This is a genomic window from Streptomyces sp. NPDC102437 (assembly GCF_044765565.1).
GTDB lineage: Bacteria > Actinomycetota > Actinomycetes > Streptomycetales > Streptomycetaceae > Streptomyces.
Genome location: NZ_JBIWKI010000019.1, coordinates 161,721 through 187,663, shown reverse-complemented (window position 1 = coordinate 187,663; position 25,943 = coordinate 161,721). Strand labels below are relative to the sequence as shown.

The following is a 25,943-nucleotide window of genomic DNA, read 5'->3' as shown; positions in this document are numbered from 1 at the left end:
GGCGCACAGACCGGCCCCGGCACCGGCAACGTCCTCCAGCAAGGCGCACAGACCGGCCCCGGCACCGGCAACGTCCTCCAGCAAGGCGCACAGACCGGCCCCGGCACCGGCAACGTCCTCCAGCAAGGCGCACAGACGTGACCCTTGTCGCGTGCTGACCACGCCAAACCGACCGAACTCGGTAACGCGAACCCGCCACTGGACAGTGGCGGGTTTGCCAACTCCGCGCTATCCGCGCTAATGGGGCAGCTACGGCGATCCGCCACCGGGGCGCGACCGCTGCAGTTCGCTCACCAGCCGGCGCAGCCGCGGTGTGGGTTGGAGTCCCAGCTCGTCGCTGAGCTGCTGCTCGTAGCGTTCGAAGTCGTACAACGCCTCGGACCGGTTGTCCTCCGCGAGGTGGGCCCGGATCAGCGAAGCCTGACTGCTCTCCCGCAGCGGGTCCGCCTGGACAGCCGCATGGGCGGCTGTCACGGCCCAGGCGAACTCCTTCGTGTCGATGAAGGCTTCCGTCAGTGCCTCAAGGGCATGAAGCCGAAGCTGCCGCCATTGCTCCGCCTCAGGCAGCATCCACTCGTCGTACCAGCCGGGCAGCAGATCTGCGGACAGCTGGTCGACAGCCGCCGCGGTGAGTTTGAGCTCCTCGGCCGGGACCTGGGAATCGATGATGCGCTGGGCCAACGAGCGAGCCCGGAACAGGTCGACTTCGACCTCGCGTGCGAGACGCACCTCGGCGGGGCAGATGTTCAGCGCCTGCTTGCCGAGGTCCTGGAGACGTGACAGTGCCGACCGCAGATTCGTGTTCGCGCCCTGCTCGGTCGCTTCGGGCCAGAGACTCCCGGCGACCAGAGTTCGGGGAACAGCAGCCCGGTATTGTAGCGCGATGAACGCCAGTAGTCGCTTCGAGCCGACCGGGACGGTCACTGGTTCGTCGCCGACGACGATGTCGAAACCGCCGAGAAGAGAGATGCTCACGAACGGCCTGGGCCTGGTGGGCGGCGGCGAGAAAACGAGATCATATGAGCTCATGGCTTGTGATCGCGTAGGAGTCGGTTACCCGGCGCCCGTCGACTGGCCGCGCCGTCATTGCTGGGGGCCAGCGATCTGTACACCTCCCGAATAGCCATGCTGCTCTACCTGCCGAGAGATGTCGAATTGTCTTGAATCGGTCCGCGGAGGTGCCCTCCGGCCGTGCTCGCACGGGTATGCCGCACGGTTCCAGCCGACGGACGGTGGGCACGGTCGCCGCGCCCTGCGCGGACGGGCCGGGGTGACCATCGCACGATTCGCTCGTTCTGCTGAACGTGCGTCCACTGCCAGAAGTACCTTCCGCAGCCGCCCCGACCGACGGGAAGCAGGCCGGGGCCGCGCTCGTCGAGCACTATCCGCGGCTGGTCCGGCTCGGCTATCTCGTGCTGCCGCCGTCGCTCGGCAGCCATCGCCGGGTGCTGAAGGCGCACGCGCTGGCCCAGCGGTGTCTGCTGTCCGGGCGCCGTGCGGGGGCCGGGGGCGGCGTCCCGGTGCCGCGCGGGCCCGGCGGTGCGGCGGCGGTGGATCCGTCGTACGCGCTCGCCCGTCGACGGATGCTGCGGGCGGCCCTGGCGGCGGGCCGCCGCGCCCGCCTGCCTTCGCTCCTGCCACTCGTATGGGGGCTGCGGCTGTTCCCGCACTCCGGCGGATCGGACGGGCTCGCCCTGGAGAACGCCCTGTCGGCGCTCTCCGGTCCGGGCCGCGCCGCCCACGCCCTGCGTGGTCTGGAGGGGCTGACCGACACGGAGGCCCGGCGGGTGCTCGCGGACGCCGGGGTCGCGCACCCGTACGCGGCGCTGGCCGAGGCGGCGGGCGTCCCGGTGCCGCCCGCGCTCCTCGACTCCCCCGAGTTCGACCCCTGTTCGCTCCAGGCCCGGACGCCGGATCTGCTGCGCCGCCGCCGGCACGCGAAGGCGGCGCTGACCGCGGTCGTCGCGCTGCTGGTGTGCGGGGCGCTGCTGGGGCTGCCGGGCCACGGCTGGGGGCGCGGCGCCGTTTCCGGGCCCCGGGACGGCGGCCGGGAAACCGCCGCCGAACAGGCCCTGGATCCGGCCAGGTTGAGCCGGGTTTCCGCGACGTTCTGGCAGCGCTCGCCGCGTACCGACTTCACTTCCTGGCCCACCCGCGGCAGCCGCGCCGGGGACACCCGGCTGCTGCGCCGCGCGCTGGGAGTCTGGGCGCGTCCGGACGGTGCGGTGCGTTCGTCGGCGACCCCTGGCACCCCGGTCGGGCCTCCGATGGGGGCGCCGCAGCTGCTGTACGCGGGTGAGGTGGACCGGCTGACGGTGGTGCTGTTCTACGACGGGCTGCGCGTCGTGCGGTACGCGGAGCTCCGGGACGGCGGGCGGGGCGAGGGCGTCGCGCTCGACTTCGCCCGGGTCGACGGTGCGGACCGGGCGACGGCCGCCGCGTTGATCGTGGCGCGCGGCGGCGACCGGATCCGCTATCTCACCGCGCCGTGGGTGAGTTCGATGTCGGTGCGGGACCTGCTGGCGCCGGACGCCGGACGGCGGCCGCTGCCCCGCCGCGCCGACGGGGTGACCGCCGCGCTGACCAGTCCGGCAACGGCCCGCGACTGCCGCGCCTGGGAGGCGATCGAGGTCCGCGACGGCGGGGCGGCCCGACTGATGGCGGACCTCGGCGAACTGGTCCCGGCCCGGCTCACCTCGGGCCCGCCGTCCGCGCCGCACGATGTCGCCGGGTGGGCGGAGCGGGACAGCTGGGCGCGGACCGCCTGTCTGCTGCCCGCGGTGCGTTCGCGCGGGGTGCGGTCGGTGAACTCCTGGCAGTACGCCGAGCAGTTGCTGCCCGAGGAGGGCGGTTCGGCGCGCTGGCTCTGCACCAGGGCGGAGACCTGGCGGGGTACCGGCAGCCGGGTCCTCGCCCAGTTCCAGGCCCCGTCGGCGCCGGCCGTCGCGACGGGCGGGCCGCCCGGGGCGGTCGCGGCCAGGGCCGAGGACTCCCCGGCCTGCGGGTTGCGCGCACCCCGGGTCCTGGCCGGGGTGCTGTGGAAGTCGCAGGGCGGCCGCTGGTACGTACTGGCGGCGGGCAGTGAGCAGTTCGCCTCGCTGACCGCGTCGGGCGGGGTGGAGGCGCGTTCCGACAGCCGTCTGCTCGCCGTGCCGGCCAGGGCGGGCGACCGGGCGCGGCTGAACGGGACGCTGGCGGACGGGAGTCGGGTGGGCGCGCTGCGCTGACGCCCCGTCCTCCTGGGCTCAGGAAATCCGGAGCGTCAGGAATTCCGGAGCGTCAGGAATTCGTCGCACGCCTCTGTTCCGACGGCCTACCTCTCAGTACATTGACAATATGTCTAACACGCAGCCGGCGCCGGTCGCCTCGGAGCGGACGCGTCTCAAGGCGCGCAAGGTCTCCTTCGCCTGGGAGAAGACGCCCCTGCACTGGGTGCCGGGCGACCCGTTCACCACGCACACCATCAATGTGCTCCACCTCCTGCTGCCCGCCGGGGAACGCTGGTTCATCCACGTGTACCGGCAGGTGCTGCCGTACATCCACGACGAACAGCTGCGCCAGGACGTCATCGGCTTCATCGGCCAGGAGGCCGTGCTCTCCCAGGCGCACGACGACGTCCTGCCCCGCCTGAAGGAGCTGGGGCTCGACCCGACTCCGTACACCGCGCAGGTCGACTGGTTCTTCGAGAAGCTGCTCGGCGACCGGACGCTGCCGCCGGGGCGGGCGCGCAAGTGGTGGCTGATGGAGCGGGTGGCGCTGATCGCGGCGATCGAGCACTACACCGCCTTCCTCGGTGACTGGGTGCTGAACGCCGACGAGCTGGACCGGCGCGGCGCCGATCCGATGATGCTGGACCTGCTGCGCTGGCACGGCGCGGAGGAGGTCGAGCACCGCTCGGTCGCGTTCGAGGTGTTCATGCATGTCGACGGCGGTTACCCGCGCCGGGCGCGCACCTGGGCCACGGCATTCAGCGCGCTGGTCTTCCTCTGGCAGCGCGGCATCCGCTTCTTCATGGAGAACGACCCGAGCCTGCTCAACGGCAAGGGTTCGTTCAAGGAGTTCTACACCAGCGGCAAGCGCGGCACCCTGCCCGCCACCGGTGATCTGCTGCGTTCGGTCCCCCGCTATCTGAGCCGGGACTACCACCCCTCGCAGGAGGGCAGCACGGCCCAGGCCATCGACTATCTCGCCCACTCGCCCGCGGCGACCGCCGCCGAGGCCCGTATGACGGGAACCAGCTGAACATGCCGCTCCCCCTGCCCCGCCTGCGCACCGTCGTCCTGGTCGCGGGCGCCGCACTGCTGGCCAAGCGCGCCCTGCACCGCCGGATCCAGAACTCCCCGCTGTGGCCGCTGCCGGCCCTGGAGGAACCGATATCGGGCCATTCCGGGCGGCGCACCACGGCGACCCGCCGGCTGCTGATCACCGAGCGGACCACCCCGGCCGAGGGCGTCGTCCAGCTCCGTCTCGAAGGGTCCGCCCTGGCGCCGTGGCAGCCCGGCGCGCACCTCGACCTGCTCCTGCCCTCCGGCCTGGTCCGCCAGTACTCGCTGTGCGGGGACCCGGCCGACCCCGGCACGTACACCATCGCGACGCGGCTGGTCGAGGACGGCCGCGGCGGCTCCCTCGAGGTCCACGAGCAGCTCCACGAGGGCGAGGAGGTGGAGGTCCGCGACCCGCGCAACCGCTTCCCGCTCACCGACGCCCCCGCGTACCTGTTCGTCGCGGGCGGCATCGGCATCACCCCGATCCTGCCGATGCTGCGGTCCGTCGCCGCCTCGGGCGCCGACTGGCGGCTGCTGTACGGCGGACGGACCCGCGCGTCGATGCCGTTCCTGGACGAGATCGAGAAGCTGGGCGCGGAGGGCGGCCGGGTGACCGTCGTCGCCGAGGACGAGGCTGGCCACCCGGACGCCGCGGCGGCCCTGGCGGACACGGCGGAGGGCACCGCCGTCTACTGCTGCGGCCCCGAACCCCTGATGGACGCGGTCGCCGCCGCCCTCCCGCCCGACCGGACCCTGCATCTGGAACGCTTCACGGCGGCGGCCTCGTCGTCGGCCGGCTCGGGCCCGTTCGAGGTCGAGCTGCGCCGCTCCGGCCGTACGGTCCAGGTGGCGGCGGACCAGTCGGTGCTGGCAGCGGTGCGCGAGGAACTGAGTCACGTCTCGTACTCCTGCGAGCAGGGCTTCTGCGGTACGTGTCAGCAGCGCGTCCTGGAGGGTGAGATCGACCACCGCGACGAACTCCTGACGGACTCGGAGCGGGACGACTCGATGCTGATCTGCGTGTCCCGGTGCCGGGGCGAGCGGCTGGTGCTGGACCTCTGATGTCTTGCTGATGCCTTGCGGCGATCGGGGGTGGGGAGAGGTGCCGGGCCGCCCGCCTCCTCTCCCCCGCCGCCCCACTCGGTACGCTGTCCACCATGACGACCGGGGTGCGGCGCAGGATGGGCGTCGAGGAGCGCAGACAACAATTGATCGGTGTCGCGCTGGAGTTGTTCAGTCACCGCGCCCCGGACGAGGTGTCGATCGACGAGATCGCGGCCGCCGCGGGGATCTCGCGGCCACTGGTCTACCACTACTTCCCGGGGAAGCAGAGCCTGTACGAGGCCGCGCTGCGGCGGGCCGCCGACGAGCTGGCGGCCCGGTTCGTGGAGCCTCGCGAAGGGCCTCTCGGGGCCCGGCTGCTGCGGGTGATGGGGCGGTTCTTCGACTTCGTCGAGGAGCACGGTCCGGGGTTCTCCGCGCTGATGCGGGGCGGGCCCGCGGCGGGGTCCTCGACGGCGAACGCGATGATAGACGGGGTGCGGCAGGCCGCCTGCGAGCAGATCCTGTCCCATCTGGGGGTCGAGGATCCCCCGGCACGGCTGGAGCTGGTCGTGCGTTCCTGGGTGTCGCTGGCCGAGTCGACGGCGCTGATCTGGCTGGACGGGCGGCGGATTCCGCGCGAGGAGCTGGAGTTGCAGCTGGTGCACGACTTCGCCGCGCTGGCCGCGGTGAGCGCCGCGTACAGCAAGGAGACGGCGGGCATCGTGCTGCGGGTGCTCGGCCAGGAGCCGGCGGACGGGCCGTTCGGAGAGCTGCTGAACCGGCTCTCCGCCCTGGCCCCGGCCGTACCCGCCGTCCCTGCGCAGCGGCTGCTCTCGACCCCTACATGAGCAGTTCGCCCTGGAGCGCGGCGGCCAGGCCGACTTCCGCGTTGTCCGCCCGGCCCCGTTCGAAGGCCCGCTGGTAGGCGACGTCGCCGACGGCCTCGCGGGCCTGGCGTTCGCATGCCTCGCGCAGCGGCTCCAGTTCCGGGGTGCCGCGTTGCGGCTGGCCGACCATGCGCCAGTACACCTGTCCCGTGCCGTACACCCGGGCGGCGCGGGCGCCCGCGCCCTGGGCGGCGATCGCCGCGGCCAGGACGTCCAGGCCCAGGGCGATGCCGAAGCGGTCGCGCATGCGGTGCTTGCCCGCGAGCATCGAGCGGGCGTGGGCGGCGGACGCGTGGGCATCGCCCTGCAGCAGGGCGATCAGGGCGAGCTGGTAGTCGACGTAGCTGCGGGTCCAGCACTCGTCCTGGGCCTCGCAGACCGCGCGCAGGACCGCGGCCGCCTCGGCCGCCTCGTCCAGCCGGCCGAGCCCGGTCAGGGCGAAGACCGTGATGAGCCGGCACCGCAGCCGGTAGGCCTTCTCCAGCGGGGTGGCGGTGCCGGTCGAGCGCAGGACCCGGTCGACCTCGCGCAGGCCCTCCTCGGGGCGGCCGGTCATCAGATCCGTGAGGCCGCACAGATAGGCGGCGGCGAGGATGCCCTCGTCGGTGCCGTCGCGCGCCGCTTCCCTGGTGCACTCCCGGCCCAGGCGGCGGGCGGCCGGGTAGTCGCCCTGGAGCATGACGGTGATGCCCAGCACCCACAGGGCGCGGGTGCGGTGGGGGCCCTCGGACGGTCCGGCGGCCAGCGCGCGGCGGGCGTATTCGCGGGTCTGCGGGAGGTGGCCGCAGCAGCACCAGAAGAAGCCGATCCGTCCGGCCATCTCCTGGGCGGCCGCGGTGTCGTGGGCCAGCAGGTGGTCCAGGGCGGCGCAGAGGTCGGCGTGCGCCTCGGCGATGCGGTGGTACCAGCTGATCTGGTCGTCGCCGGTCCAGCCGGCGTGGGCGTTGCGGGCCAAGCCGAGGAAGCAGGCGGCGTGCCGGTCGGCGGCGGCCCGTTCCTCGCCGAGTTCGGCGAGCCACATCCGTCCGTACTCGCGGATGGTGTCGAGCATGCGGTGCCGTACGCCGTCCCGGCCGACGACGGACTTGGTGACCAGGCCGTTCAGCGCCCTGGTCACACCGTCCGGGGTGAGCGGCCCCCCGGCGCAGACCTCGCGGGCCGCGTCCTCGTCGAACTCGCCGCGCAGGACGGTCAGCCGGGCCCAGAGCAGCCTTTCCAGCGGGGTGCACAGCTCATGGCTCCAGCCGATGGCGGTGCGCAGGGTGCGGTGGCGCGGCGGCCAGAGCGAGGCGTCGGCGGGTACGTCGAAGCGGGTCCTGATGCGTGCGGCGACCTGTTCGACGGTGTCCCGGCCGAGGGCCCCGGCCGCGAGTTCGACGGCGAGCGGAATTCCTTCGAGGCGGCGGCAGATCTCGGCGGCGGCCTCCGCGTTCCCCGGCTCGTCGAGGGCGAGGCCCGGGGCTGCCGCTGCCGCCCGGTCCCGGAACAGCGTCAGCGCGTCGGCCGCGCCCTCGACGGGCAGCGGGTCGACCTCGACGACCTGTTCGCCCTTGATGTTCAGGGGCTGCCGGCTGGTGGCGAGCACGGTCAGGCCGGGCGATGTCGTGAGGATCTCGCCGAGCAGGTGCGCGCAGGCGGGTCGCAGGTGCTCGCAACTGTCGAGGATCAGCAGCATTTCCTTGTCGACGAGCCATTCGCACAGGGCGTCGATGGGCATGCGCAGGGTGTGGTCGGAGAGCCCCACGGCGTCGGAGACGGTCGCGATGAGCAGTCCGTCGTCGTGCAGCGGTGAGAGGTCCGCCCACCACGCGCCGTCGCGGTGTCCTGCCACCGCCTGCCGGGCGGCGCGGACCGCGAGCCGGGTCTTGCCGACGCCACCGCTGCCGATGAGTGTGGTCAGCCGGTGCGTGGCGAGGGTGTGTTCGAGCCGGGCAAGTTCCGCTTTCCGTCCGACAAAGCTCGTGGTCTCCTCGGGGATGTTGCTCGCCATGGTCACCGTCGCTGAAACAGGTGGACCGGCCGGTCCCGGACCCTGGCTCCGGTGCGGCACAGGCATGCGGAGATGCCTGTGCCGTCCGGAGAGGGGCCGGGACCGGCCGGGGGGTGGGAGGGCGCGCCAGGGGTGCGGTGCTGCGGCATTCCCCGACGGCTGCTGTCTCCCAACCTAACCCTGTCGTGGCTCAACTCAGGGAGAAAACCGCCACCGTGCGTCCCGGGACGGTGAATCTTCCCGAACTCGCCTCATACGTGGACTTCTTGACAGTAGGATCCGCGCCCGCAGCCTGGACGGGGTGCAGTGTGTACTGCTTCCCCGCCAGTTCGGCGACCGTCTGGGTCCGTGTGCCGGGGGCCGCGTTGAAGACGATCACCAGCTTTCCGAGCCGCATGGTGATCACGCCCGGGGTCTCGTCCTTCCCGGAGAGCGGGAAGGACAGGGCGGACTGCACCTGCTCGGTGGTGGAGAGGCCGAAGTCCTGTTCCGTGGAGCGGATGGTGAGCAGGTCCCGGTACACGGCGGACGCGCCGTCGATCTGTGCGCAGCCGGGGTTGATCGCGGAGGCGGCCAGCAGTGGCTTCGCGTAGGACCATTTGGACTCGTTGTCGGCGGCCGGCGGCAGCCCGCGGCCGAAGCCGTTGCCGTCGCGGCAGTCCCAGTGCAGGGCGTTGAACCAGTCGCCGCTGTCGTAGGAGTTGCGGTCCAGGGACTTGGAGCGCAGCAGGTCGGTGCCCGCCTGGGAGAGCGAGGGCCCCTGCGAGAGGGTGGCCGTCGCCATGGCCAGGACCTGCATGCGGGCCCGGTCGGCCGCCGGGGTGCCCGCCGGGAGCTTGAAGGCGAGCGCGTCGTACAGCGACTCGTTGTCGTGGGCGTCCGCGTAGGCGAGGGCGTCGCCGGGGGCGGCGGCGTATCCGGCGGGGGCGCCGTTGTAGTCGACGCCGGATCCCTTGACCGTGCGGCCCGAGGAGTCGGTGAAGGTGTAGTCGGCGAGGTTGCCGGTGAGGCCGACCTTGATCAGGTCCTGGTAGTGGAGCAGCCGGGCCTTCTGTTCGGCCTCCGTCCCTTTGGCGGCGGAGGTGTTGGGGTCGGTGTAGAGGCCGGTGGCGAAGCCCTGTACGCCCGGGTCCGCGTCGAAGGGGCTGCCGCCGCGTACGGCGTCGCGGGAGCGGTCGGAGAAGGTGGCTATGCCCGTGCCGGCCATGTTCTTCTGGGTGGCCTGGACGAAGCGGGCGTCGTCGGCGATCTCACCGAAGTTCCAGCCCTCCCCGTACAGGATGATCCTCTTGCCGTCGACGCCGTCCTTCGCCACGGTCAGCGCGTCGAGCGCCTCGCGGACGGCGAGGATGTTGGCCTTGGGATGGTGGCCCATCAGGTCGAAGCGGAAGCCGTCGACCTTGTACTCCTTGGCCCAGGTGACGACCGAGTCGACGACCAGCTTGCCCATCATGGTGTTCTCGGGCGCGGTGTTGGCACAGCAGGTGGAGGTGGCGACGGTGCCGTCGTCCAGCAGCCGCTGGTAGTAGCCGGGCACGATCCGGTCGAGCACGGACTTGCCGTCCTGGCCGGAGGCGACGGTGTGGTTGTAGACGACGTCCATGACGGTGCGCAGCCCCGCGCCGTTGAGGCCCTGCACCATCTGCCGGAACTCGACGGTGCGCTTGGTGCCCTTGGGGTCGGAGGCGTAGGAGCCCTCGGGGACGGTGTAGTGCAGCGGGTCGTAGCCCCAGTTGAACGCGTCGTTCGCGGCGGCCTTCGTCACGCAGGCCTGCTGCTCCTGTGAGTCGGGGGCGTACACGGACAGGTCGCAGGCCGGCTTCTGCTGGGCGGCCTTCTTCTCGGGGATGGTGCCGATGTCGAAGGCGGGCAGCAGATGGACGTAGCTGGTGCCGGCGTCCGCGAGCCGCTTGAGGTGCTTCATCCCGTCGGAGCCGGTGTCGGTGAAGGCCAGGTATTCGCCGGGGTGCTTCGAGGTGCGGTCCGCGATCGAGAAGTCGCGGATGTGCAGCTCCTGGATCTGGGCGTCGCGCAGCGGTACGGCGGCGGGCTTCTGCAGCCCGGACCAGCCCTTCGGCGCGAGGGCCGGGTCGTCCAGGTCGACGACGAGGCTGCGCGCGGAGTCGGTGGTCAGGGCGGTGGAGTAGGGGTCGGTGACCTGGTTGGTGACCATCTTGCCGACGGTGGGCGCCCAGACGTCCACCGTGTAGCGGTAGGGCTTGCCCTTCCAGTTCTTCGGTCCCGTGACGGACCAGACGCCGGTGCGGTCGTCGCGGCGCATCGGGATGCCGCGGCCGTCGAGTTCCAGGGCGACGGTGCGGGCGGTGGGCGCCCAGACCGAGAGGGTGGGGCGGCCCTCGCGGCCGAAGACCGGGCCGAGCGCGGCACCGGCCGCGTTCTTGCCGTACAGGTCGTCGAGCACGCCGGCGCTCTGCACGCCGGTGGCCGCGAGCAGGGCGCCGTCGGCGGCGCGCTGGGTGGCGATCAGCTGACCGCGCAGGGCCTCGCGGACCCGGTCCCGGTCCCGGGCGTCGACGGTGAACGCCGGGTAGTCCTTGAGGTTCGGGTGCTTCGCCTTCTGTGCGTCGGTCAGCGCGGCGGGGGTGAGCCGCAGCCACTGGCCCTCGTCGGAGAGCGCCCCGTCGATGACGGAGATGGAGCCGTCCTTGGCGTAGACGAGCTGCTGGCTGGTGGCGTCGGTGGCCTTCACCTTCCATACGACGGTGTCGGCGTCGATCCACTGTGCCTCGGCCCTGGAGAGGTCGGGGGTGGGTACGCCGCCGGTCTGGGGCAGCAGGTAGCCGGGCGTTGCGCCGAGCATCCAGACCGCGTGCCCGTAGGTGGCGAGGTCGAGAGACTGGTCGCTGGGGAGGTCCTTCTCGTCGCCCTTGTGCAGGATGTAGGAGAGCGAGGTGGCGCCGTCGGTGAGCGGCACCTCGAAGGTGATGCCGGAGGCGTCCTTCTTCACCGGCTGGAGGGGCTTCGCCCAGTCGGTGGGGTTCTTGGCGCCGGTCCAGGTGTGCAGCCCCCAGCCGTCGTAGTCGCCGTCGGGGCGGTAGTAGTGCAGGACGGCCTTGGTGGTGTCATGCGGCGGGTAGGCGCCGTCGGGGGCCGTGTCGGCCTGGCCGTCCTCGCCCTGCTCGATCCAGACCTGTCCGGTCCTGGCGAGTTCGACGGTGCGCTGCGTCCCGTCGGCGGTGCCGTTCTTCTCGACGGTGTACGGGACGGTGGCGGCGCCCTCGTCGAGCTTCAGCCAGGCGAAGGCCCCGTAGGCGTCGCGCCCGGTGAACTGCGCCGTGCGGTCACCGGACCTGAGCGTCCAGCCCTCGTAGTCGCCGTCCGCGCGCTTGTAGTGGACGACGGCGTGGTCGCGCTGGACGGCCACCGGCTTCGGCTCCGCCGGGGCCTGTCCGGCGGTGGTCGCGGCGAGTGCGCTCGCGGTGCGTCCGGCGCGGTCGACGACGACCGCCTTGTAGCGCAGCGGGGTGCCGGCCGCGACCTTGCCGTCCAGGTGCTGGGTGACCTTGTACGGGGCGTGGTCGGCGGAACCGAGCGTGATCCACTTGCCGTTGCCGGTCTGCGCGGCGAAGACGACGCGGTTCAGCCCGCCGCCGTCGATGTCGGCGGAGATCTCCACGGTGCCGGTGGCCCCGGCGGCGGGCGCCTTCAGGGTGATGTCCGGCTTGGTGGCGGGGGTACCCATCGGCTTCTCGGCGCGCAGCACGAGGCTGGAGAGGGCGGGGACGGTGACGGTGATCTTCTTGTCGTTGCCGCTGCGGTGAGTGGAGGAACCGCCGTACAAGGTGCTGAAGTTCATGCCGGCCGATGCGGTGGGCAGCTCGACGGTCCTCGGGGCGGTGCCGCTGTTGGTGGCGACGAGGTACTCGTAGGGCTTCTCGGGGTCCGTGCGGGAGAAGGCGTAGACGGGGCCTTGCGCGTACCGCTCGGTCTGGACGCCGTCGCGCAGTGCCGGGTTCTTCCGGGTGAGTTCGGAGAGCGCGGCGATGTTCCGGTACAGGGGGTGCTTCGGGTCGTACGCGTCGGTGGCGTGGGTGCGGTCGGTGCCCAGTTCGTCGTCGTCGAGGTAGTCGGCGGTCTTCGAGGCGAACATGGTCTGGCGGGCGTCCTTGTCGCCGCCCGCGCCGGTGAAGCCCTGCTCGTCGCCGTAGTAGACGACGGGGTTGCCCCGGCCCAGGAACATCAGCTCGTTGGCGAGTTCCGCGCGCCGGACGAGTTCCGCGTCGTCGGCCTTCGGGTTGTCCTGCTTCAGGAACGTGCCGATGCGGCCCATGTCGTGGTTGCCGAGGAAGGTCACCTGTTCGTAGGCGTTGGCCTTGTCGGTGGTGTAGCGGTAGTCGTCGCCGAAGACGGCGGCGAGCTTCGAGGCCGGGGCGCCCTGGGAGGCGTACTGGCGTGCCGCCTCCTGGAACGGGAAGTCGAGCGTCGCGTCGAGCCGGCCGCGGGTGACGTAGGGCGAGGTGACGGCGGTGTCGGCGGAGTAGACCTCGCCGAACATGAAGAAGTCCTCGCGGCCGCGCTTGGCCGCGTAGGTGTCCAGGGCGGTCGCCCACTGGGTCCAGAAGTCCAGGTCGACGTGTTTGACGGTGTCGATCCGGAAGCCGTCGATGTCGAAGTCGCGGACCCACTTCTCATAGATCTTCGCCATGCCGGTCACGACCTCGGGCCGTTCGGTCCACAGGTCGTCCAGCCCGGAGAAGTCGCCGTACTCGGCGGATTCGCCGGCGAAGGTCGAGTCGCCCCGGTTGTGGTACATCTCCGGGTCGTTGAGCCAGGCCGGGACCTTGTCGTCACCGGCGCTCTTCGGCGTGCTCGGGGTGTACGGGAACGAGTCCGCGTCCACCTTGGCCAGGCCCTTGCTGTCGTCGAACGGGCGGCCGTCCTCGTCCAGGTACGGGTAGGCGCCCTTGGGCCGGTAACCGTAGGTCTTCTCGGCGTAGTCGACGGTGTCGGCGGTGTGGTTGGTGATGACGTCGAAGAAGACCTTCATGCCCTTGGCGTGGGCCTTGTCGATCAGCTTCGCCAGGTCGGCGTTGGTCCCGAAGTGCGGGTCGACCTGGGTGAAGTCGGTGATCCAGTAGCCGTGGTAGCCGGCCGAGGCGTCCTTGCCGGTCCCCTGGACGGGACGGTTCTTGAAGATCGGGGCGAGCCAGATGGCGGTGGTGCCGAGGCCCTTGATGTAGTCGAGCCCGCTCGTCAGGCCCTTGAGGTCGCCGCCCTGGTAGAAGCCCTTGTCCGTGGGGTCGTAGCCGGTCTCCAGGCGCGAACCGGTGAGCCCGCCGCGGTCGTTGGACGTGTCGCCGTTGGCGAACCGGTCCGGCATGACGAAGTAGAACTGCTCGCGGGTCAGGTCGTGCCGGGCGGGCGCCTGGGCGAGCTTCGCGTCCGAGGGCGGGCCCGGAGGTCTCGGCGCGGCCGACGCGGTTGCCGCCGGGACGACGGGGAGGAGTGCCGCGCAGAGTGCGGCGACTGCTCCACGTCCGAGGGTGGAACGGGGCACGGGCTGGGTCTCCTTGGGTGGGGGTGATGCTCTGGGGGCGGGCGGACTTGCCGGGGGCGGGGCGGTACCTGCCCCGCCCCCGGTCGCCGCTGTCAGCCGGTGGCCGCGCAGCCGCGGGCGTTGACCTGGAGCGCCACCGCCGTGTCGGCGCCGAGCGTCGCGGTGAACTGGCCCGAGCCGTTCACCGTGACGCCCTTGCCGGACTGGATGTCGCAGTAGTCGCCGGCGGGCAGCGAGGTCTGGAACGTACGGGTCAGCGAGGAGCTCTCGTGGTTGATCGCGACGTACGCCTTGGAACCGCGGCCGAAGGCGATCTGGTCACCGCCGTTGTCCCACCAGTCGCTGACGGACTCGCCGCGCGCGGTGTTGCGGAAGCCGACCATGGAGGAGATCTCGCGCCAGGCGTGCTGGCACTTCCAGCCGTCGCTGTAACAAGCGTTCACCGTGCCGCCGTTGGGCGGGCCCGCGTCCTTGTCGGACCATTCGTAGCCGGAGTGGACGTCGGGCGAGCCGTACGGCCAGGCCAGCATGAAGACATTGGCGAGGGTGTAGTTCGCGCCGTCCTTGTAGTTCAGCGTGTCGCCGCCGCGCTCGGTGTCGTGGTTGTCGACGAAGACCGCCGCCTTCGACGAGGGCATGAAGCCCCAGCCCTCGCCGTAGTTCTTCAGATAGGCGAGGTTCTCGTTGTTGAAGACCTGCTTGAGGCTTCTGGCGTAGCGGAATTCCTGGACGTCCCCGGTGCCGGTGTACTCGTCGGGCTGGACGGCCTCGCCCGCGCCGTGGATCGCCTCCTGCTTCCAGTGGACGCCCGGGTTGCTCAGCCGCGACTTGATGTTCGCCAGGTCGGCGGCGGGCATGTGCTTGGCGGCGTCGATGCGCAGGCCGTCGACGCCCAGGGAGAGCAGGTCGTCGAGGTAGGCGGCGATCCGGCCGCGTACGTAGTCCTCGCCGGTGTCCAGGTCGGCGAGGCCGACGAGTTCGCAGTTCTGGACGTTGGCGCGGTCCTGGTAGTTGCTGATCTGCGCGGTGCAGTCGTCCATGTCGGCGGCGGAGTACACGCCGGGGTAGTCGTACTTGGTGTACGAGGAGCCGCCGGTGCCGGTGCCCGATCCGGCCGACATGTGGTTGATGACGGAGTCCGCGACGACCTTGACGCCGGCGGCGTGGCAAGTGTTGATCATGGCGGCGAAGGAGGCGCGGTCGCCGAGCCGTCCGGCGATCCTGTAGCTGACGGGCTGGTACGAGGTCCACCACTGGCCGCCCTGGATGTGCTCCTGGGGCGGCGAGACCTGTACGTAGCCGTATCCGGCCGGGCCGAGCGTGGCCGTGCATGCCTTGGCCACCGAGTCGAACTTCCACTCGAAGAGGACCGCGGTGACGTCCTTGTCACCGGGGGCGGCGGCACTGGCGGTCGCGGTCGGGGATATGAGGACGGCGGCGCCTGCTGCCAGGGCGAGCGCCGCGGACAGTGGTCTGCGTGCCATGTTTCCTCCTGCTGTGGGGGGAAATGCGGGTGACGGTGCAGCCTCACATGGCAACGCGCCCTGCCCTCAAGGCTCCTGAAGGTTCTTGCTGCAAGAATGCAAACCTTGCCGCAGCGCAGACCGTACGAGCCCATGAGGCTCCGGTCAACCCTTTGGACACCACCCGCCCACATCCATGAAATCCAGCAGTTTTCTTCCTGCAAAGACTTACGCAAAACATTGCAGCGCTGTTAAGTTTCTCCCGACTCCGGTCCGGTCGGCCGGGGGTTCCGGCGACCCCGGACCCCACGCGCCCGGCCGGCCGGGCCGGTCACGGACAAGAGAGGCACCCGGAGTCACTCACTCCCCGCAGGCCCATTCCGGGCCGACTCCCGGTGCCTCTCCTGTACGCCCGGCCCCTCGGACCTCTCAGTCGCCCCGGAGCGCCGCGGTGGATCCCCGTACCACCAGCTCCGGCTGGAACACGTACTCCGTGCGCTGCACCGGGCTGCCGCCGATCTCCTCCAGCAGGGCGCCCACCGCCGCCGCGGCCATCGCCTGGACCGGCTGGCGCACCGTCGTCAGCGGCGGATCGGTGAACGCGATCAGCTGCGAGTCGTCGAAACCCACCACCGACACGTCGCGCGGCACACCGAGCCCGCGCTCGCGGGCCGCACGCACCACGCCCAGCGCCATCAGGTCGCTGCCGCAGACGATGCCCGTGCACCCCTGGTCGAGCAGCGCACCCGCCGCGACCTGGCCGCCCTCGACGCTGAACAGCGTGGGACAGACGAGGAGTTCGGCCTCGGCGCGGTCCATTCCCAGCAGGTTCACGGCGGCGTCGACGAACCCCTCGCGCTTGCGGCGGGCCGGCACATAGCGCTGCGGCCCGATCGCCAGGCCGACCCTGCTGTGGCCGAGGTCGGCGAGGTGCCCGACGGCCATCCGCACGGCGGCGGCGTCGTCGGGCGAGACGAACGGCGCGCTGATCCGTTCGTTGTAGCCATTGATCAGGACGAACGGCACGCCGCGCTCGGTGAGCGCGGCGTACCTGGCCGGGTCGGCCGACATGTCGGCGTGCAGCCCGGAGATGAAGACGATCCCGCCGACGCCGCGCTCCACGAGCTGCTCGACGAGTTCGTCCTCGGTGGCGCCGCCGGGCATCTGGGTGCAGAGCACCGGGGTGTAACCGTGACCTGCCAGCACCTGCTCGACGGACTGCGCGAACGCCGGGAAGATCGGGTTGATGAGTTCTGGGGTCACCAGTCCGATCAGCCCGGCGCTGCGCTGCCGCAGCCGTACGGGACGTTCGTAGCCCAGGATGTCCAGCGCCGCGAGCACCCGCTGACGGGTGGTCTCCGAGACGCCCTGTTTCCCGTTGAGCACCCGGCTGACGGTCGCCTCGCTGACCGCTGCCTGGCCGGCGATGTCCGAGAGCCTCGGCGCACCGGACCCGGGGCCCTTCTTCCGGATCTTGCCGGGCTCGCGGGGGCTGGCACGCACATCTGCGGCGTTGTCGTCAGTCGCCAATGCTCCGCGTTGGCTCCCTCCTCCGCCTTGCAACTGCACGCACCAGCCCCCGCTCCCTGATCCGGCCTGATCCGGAAGAGAGGCCCCGGGCAGGGGAACCGTCACACCGTCCACCACACCGTGGTGTCCGCGGGCAGCTCGATCCCGGCGCCGTCGGTGACGACCGGGGCGCTGGACAGCAGGACGGTGCCGCGCACGGGGATGCGTACCGGGCGGCCCGTCGTGTTGACGGTGCAGACGAAGCCGGGGCGGGCGAAGATCAGCAGCCCCTCGGGGGCCTGGAGCCACTCGACCGAGGTTCCGGCGCCGAGCCCCGGGTGGGCCCGGCGGGCGGCGATCGCGGCCCGGTACAGCTCCAGGGTGGAGCCCGCCACGCCGGTCTGCGCCTCCACCGAGAGCTCGCCCCAGCCCGCGGGCTGCGGAAGCCAGCTGCCGCCGTCGCCGAAGCCGTACGAGTCGCCATCGCGGGTCCACGGGATCGGCACCCGGCAGCCGTCCCGGAAGCCGTCCTGGCCCTCGGCGCGGAAGAACGACGGGTCCTGGCGGACCTCGTCGGGCAGGTCGGTGACGTCGGGCAGGCCGAGCTCCTCGCCCTGGTAGACGTAGGCGGAGCCGGGCAGTGCCAGCATCAGCAGCGTGGCGGCGCGGGCCCGGCGCAGGCCCAGCTCGCGGTCGCCGGGGGTGCGGATCTGGGTGCCGAGGCCGGGCGGGTTGGCGAACCGGGTGGCGTGCCGGGTCACGTCGTGGTTGGAGAGCACCCAGGTGGTGGGGGCGCCGACCGGGCGCATGGCGTCGAGCGAGGTGTCGATGACCTTGCGGAGCTCGTCGGCGTCCCAGGAGGTGGAGAGGTACTGGAAGTTGAACGCCTGGTGCATCTCGTCGGGGCGCACGTAGTTGGCGGTGCGCTCGACAGTGGGGGTCCAGGCCTCGGCCACGAGGATGCGCCCGCCCGTCGCCCACCACCGCCCTTCTGACGAAGGCCCTCCGGGCCCGTTCTTCTCGGGGTACTCGTCGAGGATGGTGCGCCAGGAGCGGTAGATCTCGTGCACCCCGTCCTGGTCGAAGAAGGGCATGACGTCGTTGCCGAGCAGCTTGAGCTGGTCGTGGCTTCCGAGATCGGGCAGGCCCTCGGCCTTGACGAGACCGTGGGCGACATCGACCCGGAAGCCGTCGACGCCCATGTCGAGCCAGTAGCGCAGGATGGAGCGGAACTCGTCGGCGACGGCCGGGTGTTCCCAGTTGAAGTCGGGCTGCTCGGGCGCGAAGAGGTGGAGGTACCAGTCGCCCGGGGTACCGTCCGGGTCGGTGGTGCGGGTCCAGGCGGGACCGCCGAAGACGGACTCCCAGTCGTTGGGCGGCAATTCGCCGGCCGCGCCCTTGCCGGGGCGGAAGTGGTAGCGCTCGCGCAGGGCGGAGCCGGGGCCCTCGGCGAGGGCGCGCCGGAACCACTCGTGCCGGTCCGAGGAGTGGTTGGGCACCAGGTCCACGATGATCCGCAGGCCCAGGTCGTGGGCGTCGCGGATCAGCCCGTCGGCGTCCAGCAGGGTGCCGAACATCGGGTCGATGGCCCGGTAGTCGGCGACGTCGTAGCCCGCGTCCGCCTGCGGGGAGGCGTAGAAGGGGCTGAGCCAGACCGCGTCGACGCCGAGGCTCTTGAGGTACGGGAGTCTGCCGCGTACGCCTGCGAGATCGCCCATGCCGTCGCCGTTGCCGTCGGCGAAGCTCCGCGGATAGACCTGGTAGATCACCGCGTCCTGCCACCAGCCGGTCTGGTGGGCCGCAGCGGCGCCGGACGTGCCGGTGGAAGGGGCAGCGAGGTGCTGGGTCATGTCGTCCCTGGGGTGTCTGGGTGGGGAGCGGCGCCGGGGCCGGGTCGGGATGCCGGCGGCCGCCGTGACTGGTGCGTGCGGGTCGTGCTGCCGTCGTGGGCTCAGCCCTTGACGGCTCCGGCGGACATGCCGGTCACGAGGTGCTTCTGCGCGAACAGGAAGACCAGGGCCGCGGGTATCGCGATGAGCACGGACGCGGCGGTCATCGGCCCCCACTGGGCTCCGTACTGGTTGACGAAGAGCTGGAGTCCGCCTGCGAGGGTGAGGTTGTCCTCGCCGACCATGAAGGCGGAGGCGTACGCCACCTCGCCCCAGGCGGTGATGAAGGAGTAGAACGCGGTGACGGCGAGGCCGGGCTTGGCGAGCGGCAGGATCAGCCGCCAGAACGTGCCGAACGGGGTGAGGCCGTCGACCTGCCCCGACTCGTCGATCTCGCGCGGGATGGTGTCGAAGAAGCCCTTCATCATCCAGGCGCAGAACGGCACCGAGATGGTGAGGTAGGTGATGACGAGACCGGCGGGCTGATTCAGCAGCCCCATGCCCGCCATGATGTTGTAGATCGGCACGATGAGGACGGCGACCGGGAACATCTGGGTGATCAGCAGCGTCCACATCAGTCCGCGCTTGCCGGGGAAGCGGAAGCGGCTGACGGCGTAGCCGGTGGAGGCGGAGACGATGACGCCGAGGAGCGTGGTGAGTCCCGCGATGAGCAGGGAGTTGCCGAACCAGGTGAGGAACTTCGTGTTCTGGATCAGGTTCGTGTAGTTGTCGAACGTCGTCTCTTTGAAGAAGTCCGTGGTGGTCGCGTACGCGGCGGGCTTCAGCGAGGTGAGCAGGACCCACAGCACGGGGAAGACGGCGATCACGGACGCGACGATGAGCGTCAGGTGCAGACCGGCGGAGGCCAGCGGCGAACGCTCCCCGCGCAGCCGGACCTTGGGCGACGCGGTGGGGGTGGGTGCGGTGGTGGTCACCAGTCGTCTCCCTGGGTGCGCAGGACTCGCCGGTAGACGGCGGCGAAGATCAGCAGGAGTACGAGGATCAGTACGCCCCAGGTGGAGGACTGCGCGAAGTCGCGCGGGCTGATCTCGAAGGAGAACTTGTACGCCTGGGTGACCAGGATCTGGGTGGCCTCGCCGGGTCCGCCGCGGGTCAGCAGGAAGATCACCGGGAACATGTTGAAGGTCCAGATGGTGGAGAGCAGGATCACCGTGGTGGAGACCGGCCGCAGTCCCGGCAGGGTGATGTGGCGGAACCGCTGCCAGGCGGTGGCACCGTCCATCTCGGCGGCCTCGTAGTGCTCGCTGGGGATCGACTGCAGTCCGCCGAGCAGGGCGACCATCATGAACGGGACGCCGAGCCAGACGTTGACGGCGATGACGGAGAACTTCGCCCAGGTCGGGTCGTTCAGCCACGGGACGGCGTCGATCCCGCCGCCGGAGAGGATCTTGTTGAGCAGCCCGCGGTCCTCGTTGTAGAGGAAGCGCCAGGCGAAGACGGAGACGAAGCCGGGGATGGCCCAGGGCAGGATGAGCGCCATCCGGTAGGCGGAGCGGCCGGCGATCCTTCGGTTGAGGATGTTGGCGAGGGCCATGCCGAGGCAGAAGGTGATGGCCACGCAGGAGACCGTCCACACCAGGGTCCAGCCGAGCGTGCCGAGGAACTGGTCGCCGGTGAGGGCGTCGGTGTAGTTGTCCAGGCCCACGAACTCGTACGTGGCGGGCATGTGGTTGACACCGATGGACCGTTCGACGTTGCGCTCGTTGGCGTCGGTCATCGACAGGTAGATGCCGCGGACCAGCGGATAGCCGATGATCACGCCGATCACGACGACGACCGGGGCGACCATGGTCCAGGCGTACCAGTGGGTCGACAGGGCCCGCCGGAGCCTGCCCGGCGGCGGGGGGGTGCCAGTACCGCGGCTCCGGCCGCGGGCGACGACGTCGTCGCCCGCGGCCTTCGCCACCGACTGGCCGGTGTGGACAGCCATCAGCCGGCCTGCCTTCCTGTTACTTCCAGCCCTTGAGGAGCTTGCGATAGGAGTCGCCGGTCGTCTTCGTGGCCTTCTCCGGCGTGGTCTGGCCGGTGAGGACCTTGGTGTACTCGGTGACGAGCGGGGCGAAGAGGCTGCCGGTCTCGGGGATCCAGGGGCGCTCGACGGCCGTCTCGACGACGGGCTTGAAGAACCCGACGATCTCGTTGTCGACGACGTCCTGGCGGGCGTAGGCGGAGGTGCGGGTCGGCAGGAGGCTCAGCTCCTTGGTGACCTTGGCCTGGGTCTCGGCCGACGTCATGTAGTCGACGAAGGCGTAGGAGGCGTCCAGGTTCTTGGAGCCCGCGTAGACGGCCAGGTTGTGGCCGCCCTGCGGGGCGCCCTGCGCGGCGGAGCCGGCCGGGACCGGGGCGATGCCCAGGTTGGCCTTGTCCTTGAACTCCTTGCCGGCGTAGGTGTCGGCGACGGCCCACGGGCCGTTGATCATCATGGCGACCTTGCCGTCCTTGAAGGACGCCTGCATGTTCTCCCAGCCGTCCGTGGCATCGGTCTTGGCGGCCCCGGAGTCGACGAGGTCCTTGACGACCTTCATCGCCTTGACGCCCGCGGGGTTGTCGATGGTGACGGACTTGGTGGAGGCGTCGACCATGTCGCCGCCCTCGCCGTAGAGGAAGGAGAGGAACCAGTACGCGTCGTCGCCGCGCAGGTACATACCGGTCTTGCCGGTCTTGTCCTTGATCTTCTTGGAGACGGTCTTCAGCTCGTCGACGGTCTTGGGGACCTCGACGCCGGCCTCCTTGAAGATCTTCTTGTTGTAGAAGATGCCCATGGAGTCGATGACCTGCGGCACCGCGTACGTCTTGTCGTTGTACTTGGTGGACGCGGCGGCCTGCTTGAGGAAGTCGCCCGGGTTCTTCAGCGCGGCGGTGCCGTCGAGCGGCGCCAGGTAGCCGAGGTCGGCGAACTCGGGGGTCCAGGCGACCTCGGAGCGGATGACGTCGGGGGCGTCGGAGCCGGACTGCGCGGCGTTCTTGAACTTGTTCTGCGCGTCGCCGAAGGGGACGTTGACGTACTTGACCTTGACCTTCGGGTGCTTCTTGGTGAAGTCCTCGGCGATCTTCTTGAAGACCTTGTCCTCGCTGCCCGCGGTGGAGGTGTCCCACCACGTCACGGTGCCGGCGAGTTCACCCGAGCTCTTGCTCGTGCCCTCGGACTCGTTGTCGCTGCCGCAGGCGGTCGCCGCGAGCGCCAGGGCCGCGACCAGGGCGGTGGCCGTTATGCCACGTCGCATCTGAACTCCTTCAACTGCCGTACCGCTCCGTCGCGGCGCCGGGTCGACGAGAACGTAACAAGGATGAAAGAACGCCGAAAGAGTTTGCGGAATATTTCTGCAAGTGCCGACGATCGTTACATTCGCGTGTCCTCACGGTTGCCGTCAAGACCCTTGACGCCCGGCATCACGCCCTGGCAGTCGCAGTCCACAGCCCCCGGGCCGGGTGGTGCGACGATCCGACCGAAGCCCGCAAGCCCGGCTCGCAAGTCCTTGCAAGATGTTGCCGGGAAACCCCCGCGAACCGGCGCACGGGGGCACTCGTCGGATACATGCCCATGGTGGGCAATCCGACATACGCCCGGTACAGTCCACTTCCATGACCGCACGGCTTGCCGATATCGCAACTCAGGCGGGGGTCAGCGAAGCGACGGTCAGCCGTGTACTGAACGGCAAGCCCGGTGTTGCAGCGGCCACCCGTGAATCCGTTCTCGCCGCGCTCGACGTCCTCGGCTACGAACGGCCCGTACGGCTGCGCAGGCGCAGCGCGGGGCTGGTCGGGCTGATCACGCCCGAGCTGGAGAACCCCATCTTCCCCGCCCTGGCCCAGGTCATCGGCCAGGCGCTGACGCGGCAGGGCTACACGCCGGTGCTGGCCACCCAGACCCCGGGCGGCTCCACCGAGGACGAGTTGACCGAGATGCTGGTCGACCGCGGCGTCTCGGGCATCATCTTCGTCTCCGGTCTGCACGCGGACACCTCGGCCGATATGCAGCGCTATGAAAAACTGCGCGCCAAGGGTGTCCCGTTCGTCCTGGTCAACGGCTTCTCGCCCAAGGTCCAGGCGCCGTTCATCTCGCCGGACGACCGGGCCGCGATGCGGCTCGCGGTGACGCATCTGGTGTCGCTGGGCCATCAGCGGATCGGTCTCGCGGTCGGCCCGAAGCGGTTCGTGCCGGTCCTGCGCAAGATCGAGGGCTTCCATGCCACGATGCAGGACCAGTTGGGCCTCGCGCCGGACGCGGTGGAGGAACTGATCCAGCATTCACTGTTCACTCTTGAGGGTGGACAGGCCGCGGCGTCGGCGCTGATGGAGCGGGGCTGCACGGCGGTGGTGTGCGCGAGCGACATGATGGCGCTCGGCGCGATCCGGGCCGCCCGGCGGCTGTCGATGCAGGTGCCGCGCGATCTGTCGGTGGTCGGTTACGACGACTCGCCGCTCATAGCGTTCACCGATCCGCCGCTGACGACGATCCGTCAGCCGGTGACGGCGATGGGCCAGGCCGCCGTGCGCACGCTCCTGGAGGAGATCGGCGGCACGCCCGCCCCGCACAGCGAGTTCGTCTTCATGCCCGAACTGGTCGTTCGCGGTTCAACGGCAGCCGGCCCCGGACCCGCTCCGACCACCACCGCCTGACCACCCCAGGATCCCACGACCGCTCCTGACGCGCATTCCACCGCGCGCTCGCGCATTCCACCACGCACTGATGTGCAGCCCGGACCCGACCGGAGGATGATCGGGCGGAGGGGCAATTTCTGGCAGACTCTGTGCCTATGGGTGAATTGAGCGTGACATCGAAGGAAGGCCGGTCGAAGGCCACCCCGTCACCCATCGTGGACGAGGCGGCCCCTGCGGCGAACCCGAAGCGCAACACCGGACGGCGTGCCGGCGGCCCGGCGGGACTGCGTTCCCTGCGCTCCCCCCGACGCCCACGCATCTGGTTCGAAATCCTGCTCGTCGCGGCCAGTTACTGGGTGTACTCGCTGGTGCGCAACGCCGTCCCGGAACAGCGGACCGAGGCGCTGCGCAACGCCGACCGGATCTGGTCGGCCGAGAATCACCTGGGCATCGCCGTGGAGCAGGCGGTCAACCACGCGGTGAATTCCGCGACATGGCTGATCGTCTCGATGAACTACTACTACGCGACACTGCACTTCGTCGTCACCGTCTGTGTGCTGGTGTGGCTGTTCCGCTGCCACGCCGGCCGCTACGCGGCGGCCCGGCTGGCCCTGTTCGCGACCACGGGTGTGGCGCTGCTGGGCTACTACCTGTATCCGCTGGCACCGCCCCGTCTGATGAACGGCGGCCAATTCATCGACACCGTGCTGGTCCATCACACCTGGGGTTCGATGGCCTCGGGCAACTTCAAGAACATGTCGAACCAGTACGCGGCGATGCCGTCGATGCACATCGGCTGGTCGCTCTGGTGCGGTCTGACCGTCTTCGCGCTGACCTGCGCGCCCTGGGCACGGATCCTTGCCCTGCTCTACCCGACGCTCACCCTGGTCGTCATCGTGGCGACCGCCAACCACTTCTGGCTGGACGCGCTGGGCGGCATGGCGTGCCTCGCCTTCGGCTGCGCCGTCTCGTACGCCTGGTACGGCTCGCTGCCGCACCATCTGCCCAGGCGAGTGGCGCCACCGTGCCAGAAGGCCCGGCTGGCGGGCCTCACCGCCGCTGCGCCGCTGCGGACCCGGCGCCCGACGGCGGACGCGGCGGCGGGCCGCCGCTGAGGCCGCGCCCGCCCGCCGCCGGGGCCGCGCCGGCTCAGCCCCGGTGCGCCACACGTCCCCCGCACACCGTGAGCCGCACCGGCGCCTCGCCCAGCTCGTCCGCCGGTGCCGCCACCGGGTCCACCCCGAACGCCGTCAGATCGGCCCGGTAGCCCACCGCGATCCGGCCCGCGACCTGCTGCTCCCCGGCGGCGACCGCCGCGTGCGAGGTGCAGCCCTCCAGCGCCATCAGCCCGGTCAGCGCCTGCTCGGCGGTGACCGGCTCGGTGTCGTACGCCCCGGGCAGCCGCCGCAGCCGGGCCGTGGCCAGCACCTGCCGGACGTCGTAGTGGGCGATCGGCCAGTCGGAGCCCAGCGCCAGGTACGCCCCGGCGTCCCGCAGGTCCCGGCAGCGCCAGGCCCGTCCGGCCCGCTCGTCGCCGAGCCGCTTCGACCACTCGTCGCTGTGGTCTGCCCGGGTGTACGCGGTGTGTGTGGGCTGCATCGAGGCGATCACCCCGACCTCGGCGAACCGGGCGGCGAGGTCACCGGGCACGGTCTCGATGTGCTCGATGCGGTGGCGGAGCCGGCCGCCCTCCCCCAGCGCCTGCACCGTGTCCAGCACATGCCGCACGGCGGCGTCGCCGATGGCGTGGGTGGCGGTGCGCACCCCGGCGTGGTGCAGTTGGTGGACGGCGGCGGTGTACGCCTCGGGGTCTGGCCAGAACGCCTCGGTGCCCTCCCCGTGACAGTCGGCGTGCTCCAGCCACGCGGTGCCGCCCTCGACGGTGCCGTCCATGAAGAACTTGACACCACCGACGCGCCAGAGCCGGCCCGCCTCGCTCTGAACGCGCACCAGCTCGTCCAGGGCCTCCTTGTCGGCGCCCGGCATGCACCAGGGGGCCAGCCGCAGTCGTACCGGCAGGTCCGTCTCCTCCTCCACGGCGGCCAGCAGCTCGGGCACGGAGCCGTCGGCGAGGTCCATCACATGGGCCCCGGTGAGACCGGTGGCGGCCATCGCGGAGAGCAGCTCCACGAGGCGGGTGCGGCGCTCGGCGTACGAGGGTCTGGGCAGCCGTTCGCCGACCAGATCCATCGCGGCGTGCTCGATCAGATGCCCGGTGGGGCGGCCGTCGGGGTCGCAGACGACGGTGGAGCGCTGGACGAAGGTGCGAGGGCCGGTGATCCCGGCGCGTTCCAGGGCCGCGCCGCTGGCCAGGGCGGAGTGTCCGTCGTAGAGCCGGATGAAGGCGGGGGCGCCGCCGATGGCGTCCTCGATCAGGGCCCGGTCGACGGGCCGGCCGCCGAAGGCGTTGTGGTCCAGGCCCCAGGCGACGATCCAGTCCTCGGTCCGTTCGGCCGCGGCCAGAGCGGCGCGCAGCTGGTCGAGGTCGCGGACGGCGGTGAGGTCGGTGCCGGTGGCCATCTCCAGTCCCCAGACGGGGTGGCTGTGCGCGTCGACCAGGCCGGGCGTGAGGGTGGCCCCGGACAGGTCGATGTGCTCGGTACCGTTGCCGCGCCATTCGCGCAGCCCGGCCTCGTCGCCGACTGCGGTGATCACCCCGTCCTTGACCGCCACGGCGGTGGCTTCCGGCCGGGCCGGGTCGAGGGTGCGGACACGGGCTCCGGTGAGGAGGAGGTCGGCTGCGGGCACGGTGGGG

15 protein-coding genes and 1 pseudogene are annotated in these 25,943 nt (G+C 70.9%); 6 read left to right on the top strand and 10 right to left on the bottom strand.

Annotation, left to right across the window (positions count from 1 at the left end; all coding sequences use genetic code 11):
- Window positions 1–249: 249 nt before the first annotated feature.
- A complete protein-coding gene (locus tag ACIRJP_RS24580) occupies window positions 250–975 on the bottom strand; it encodes a BTAD domain-containing putative transcriptional regulator (RefSeq protein WP_404177900.1) in 726 nt (241 codons plus the stop codon).
- 329 nt (window positions 976–1,304) lie between these two features.
- Between ACIRJP_RS24580 and ACIRJP_RS24575 the strand changes: the two genes are divergently transcribed.
- The 4 genes from ACIRJP_RS24575 (at window position 1,305) to ACIRJP_RS24560 (ending at window position 6,157) form a co-directional block, all read left to right on the top strand.
- On the top strand, window positions 1,305–3,227 hold the full coding sequence (locus ACIRJP_RS24575) for a hypothetical protein (protein ID WP_404177897.1): 1,923 nt from the start codon (window positions 1,305–1,307) through the stop codon (window positions 3,225–3,227).
- A gap of 109 nt (window positions 3,228–3,336) precedes the next feature.
- Entirely contained in the window at window positions 3,337–4,242 is a 906-nt protein-coding gene (locus tag ACIRJP_RS24570) for a metal-dependent hydrolase (protein ID WP_404177894.1), read from the top strand.
- Window positions 4,243–4,244: 2 nt separating this feature from the next.
- Complete coding sequence (locus ACIRJP_RS24565) at window positions 4,245–5,327, top strand: PDR/VanB family oxidoreductase (RefSeq protein WP_404177891.1); 1,083 nt, start codon at window positions 4,245–4,247, stop codon at window positions 5,325–5,327.
- Between the two features lie 95 nt (window positions 5,328–5,422).
- Complete coding sequence (locus tag ACIRJP_RS24560) at window positions 5,423–6,157, top strand: TetR/AcrR family transcriptional regulator (protein WP_404177888.1); 735 nt, start codon at window positions 5,423–5,425, stop codon at window positions 6,155–6,157.
- Here the strand turns inward: ACIRJP_RS24560 and ACIRJP_RS24555 are convergent.
- The 8 genes and pseudogenes from ACIRJP_RS24555 to ACIRJP_RS24520 all read right to left on the bottom strand — a co-directional run bounded on the left by ACIRJP_RS24555 (window position 6,150) and on the right by ACIRJP_RS24520 (window position 21,810).
- Window positions 6,150–8,186 (bottom strand): ATP-binding protein, encoded by a 2,037-nt coding sequence (locus ACIRJP_RS24555; RefSeq protein WP_404177885.1) that lies wholly within the window; start codon window positions 8,184–8,186, stop codon window positions 6,150–6,152. The genes ACIRJP_RS24560 and ACIRJP_RS24555 overlap by 8 nt on opposite strands.
- Window positions 8,187–8,376: 190 nt before the next feature.
- The gene (gene pulA / locus ACIRJP_RS24550; protein ID WP_404177882.1) at window positions 8,377–13,704 is read right to left on the bottom strand and encodes a pullulanase-type alpha-1,6-glucosidase; all 5,328 of its coding nucleotides are present in this window, start codon (window positions 13,702–13,704) and stop codon (window positions 8,377–8,379) included.
- A 95-nt stretch (window positions 13,705–13,799) separates the two neighbouring features.
- Window positions 13,800–15,188, bottom strand: a pseudogene (locus ACIRJP_RS24545) (alpha-amylase family protein); the annotation flags it as partial.
- A gap of 408 nt (window positions 15,189–15,596) precedes the next feature.
- On the bottom strand, window positions 15,597–16,640 hold the full coding sequence (locus tag ACIRJP_RS24540; RefSeq protein ID WP_404177944.1) for a LacI family DNA-binding transcriptional regulator: 1,044 nt from the start codon (window positions 16,638–16,640) through the stop codon (window positions 15,597–15,599).
- Window positions 16,641–16,798: 158 nt separating this feature from the next.
- Window positions 16,799–18,526, bottom strand: a complete 1,728-nt coding sequence (locus ACIRJP_RS24535) for a glycoside hydrolase family 13 protein (RefSeq protein ID WP_404177879.1) — start codon at window positions 18,524–18,526, stop codon at window positions 16,799–16,801.
- A 101-nt stretch (window positions 18,527–18,627) separates the two neighbouring features.
- Entirely contained in the window at window positions 18,628–19,500 is an 873-nt protein-coding gene (locus ACIRJP_RS24530) for a sugar ABC transporter permease (protein ID WP_404177876.1), read from the bottom strand.
- Window positions 19,497–20,516: a carbohydrate ABC transporter permease gene (locus ACIRJP_RS24525; protein ID WP_404177874.1), complete on the bottom strand. Its 1,020-nt coding sequence runs from the start codon at window positions 20,514–20,516 to the stop codon at window positions 19,497–19,499. The genes ACIRJP_RS24530 and ACIRJP_RS24525 overlap by 4 nt, the downstream gene beginning before the upstream one ends.
- Window positions 20,517–20,535: 19 nt before the next feature.
- A complete protein-coding gene (locus ACIRJP_RS24520; protein WP_404177871.1) occupies window positions 20,536–21,810 on the bottom strand; it encodes an extracellular solute-binding protein in 1,275 nt (424 codons plus the stop codon).
- A gap of 358 nt (window positions 21,811–22,168) precedes the next feature.
- Between ACIRJP_RS24520 and ACIRJP_RS24515 the strand changes: the two genes are divergently transcribed.
- Both ACIRJP_RS24515 and ACIRJP_RS24510 read left to right on the top strand, forming a co-directional pair.
- Window positions 22,169–23,206 carry a LacI family DNA-binding transcriptional regulator gene (locus ACIRJP_RS24515; RefSeq protein WP_404177868.1) on the top strand — a complete coding sequence of 346 codons (1,038 nt, stop codon included), beginning with the start codon at window positions 22,169–22,171 and terminating at the stop codon, window positions 23,204–23,206.
- A gap of 197 nt (window positions 23,207–23,403) precedes the next feature.
- A complete protein-coding gene (locus tag ACIRJP_RS24510) occupies window positions 23,404–24,303 on the top strand; it encodes a phosphatase PAP2 family protein (RefSeq protein ID WP_404177941.1) in 900 nt (299 codons plus the stop codon).
- A 34-nt stretch (window positions 24,304–24,337) separates the two neighbouring features.
- Here ACIRJP_RS24510 and ACIRJP_RS24505 read toward each other — a convergent pair whose 3' ends face one another.
- Window positions 24,338–25,936 carry an amidohydrolase gene (locus tag ACIRJP_RS24505; RefSeq protein ID WP_404177865.1) on the bottom strand — a complete coding sequence of 533 codons (1,599 nt, stop codon included), beginning with the start codon at window positions 25,934–25,936 and terminating at the stop codon, window positions 24,338–24,340.
- Window positions 25,937–25,943 lie beyond the last annotated feature (7 nt).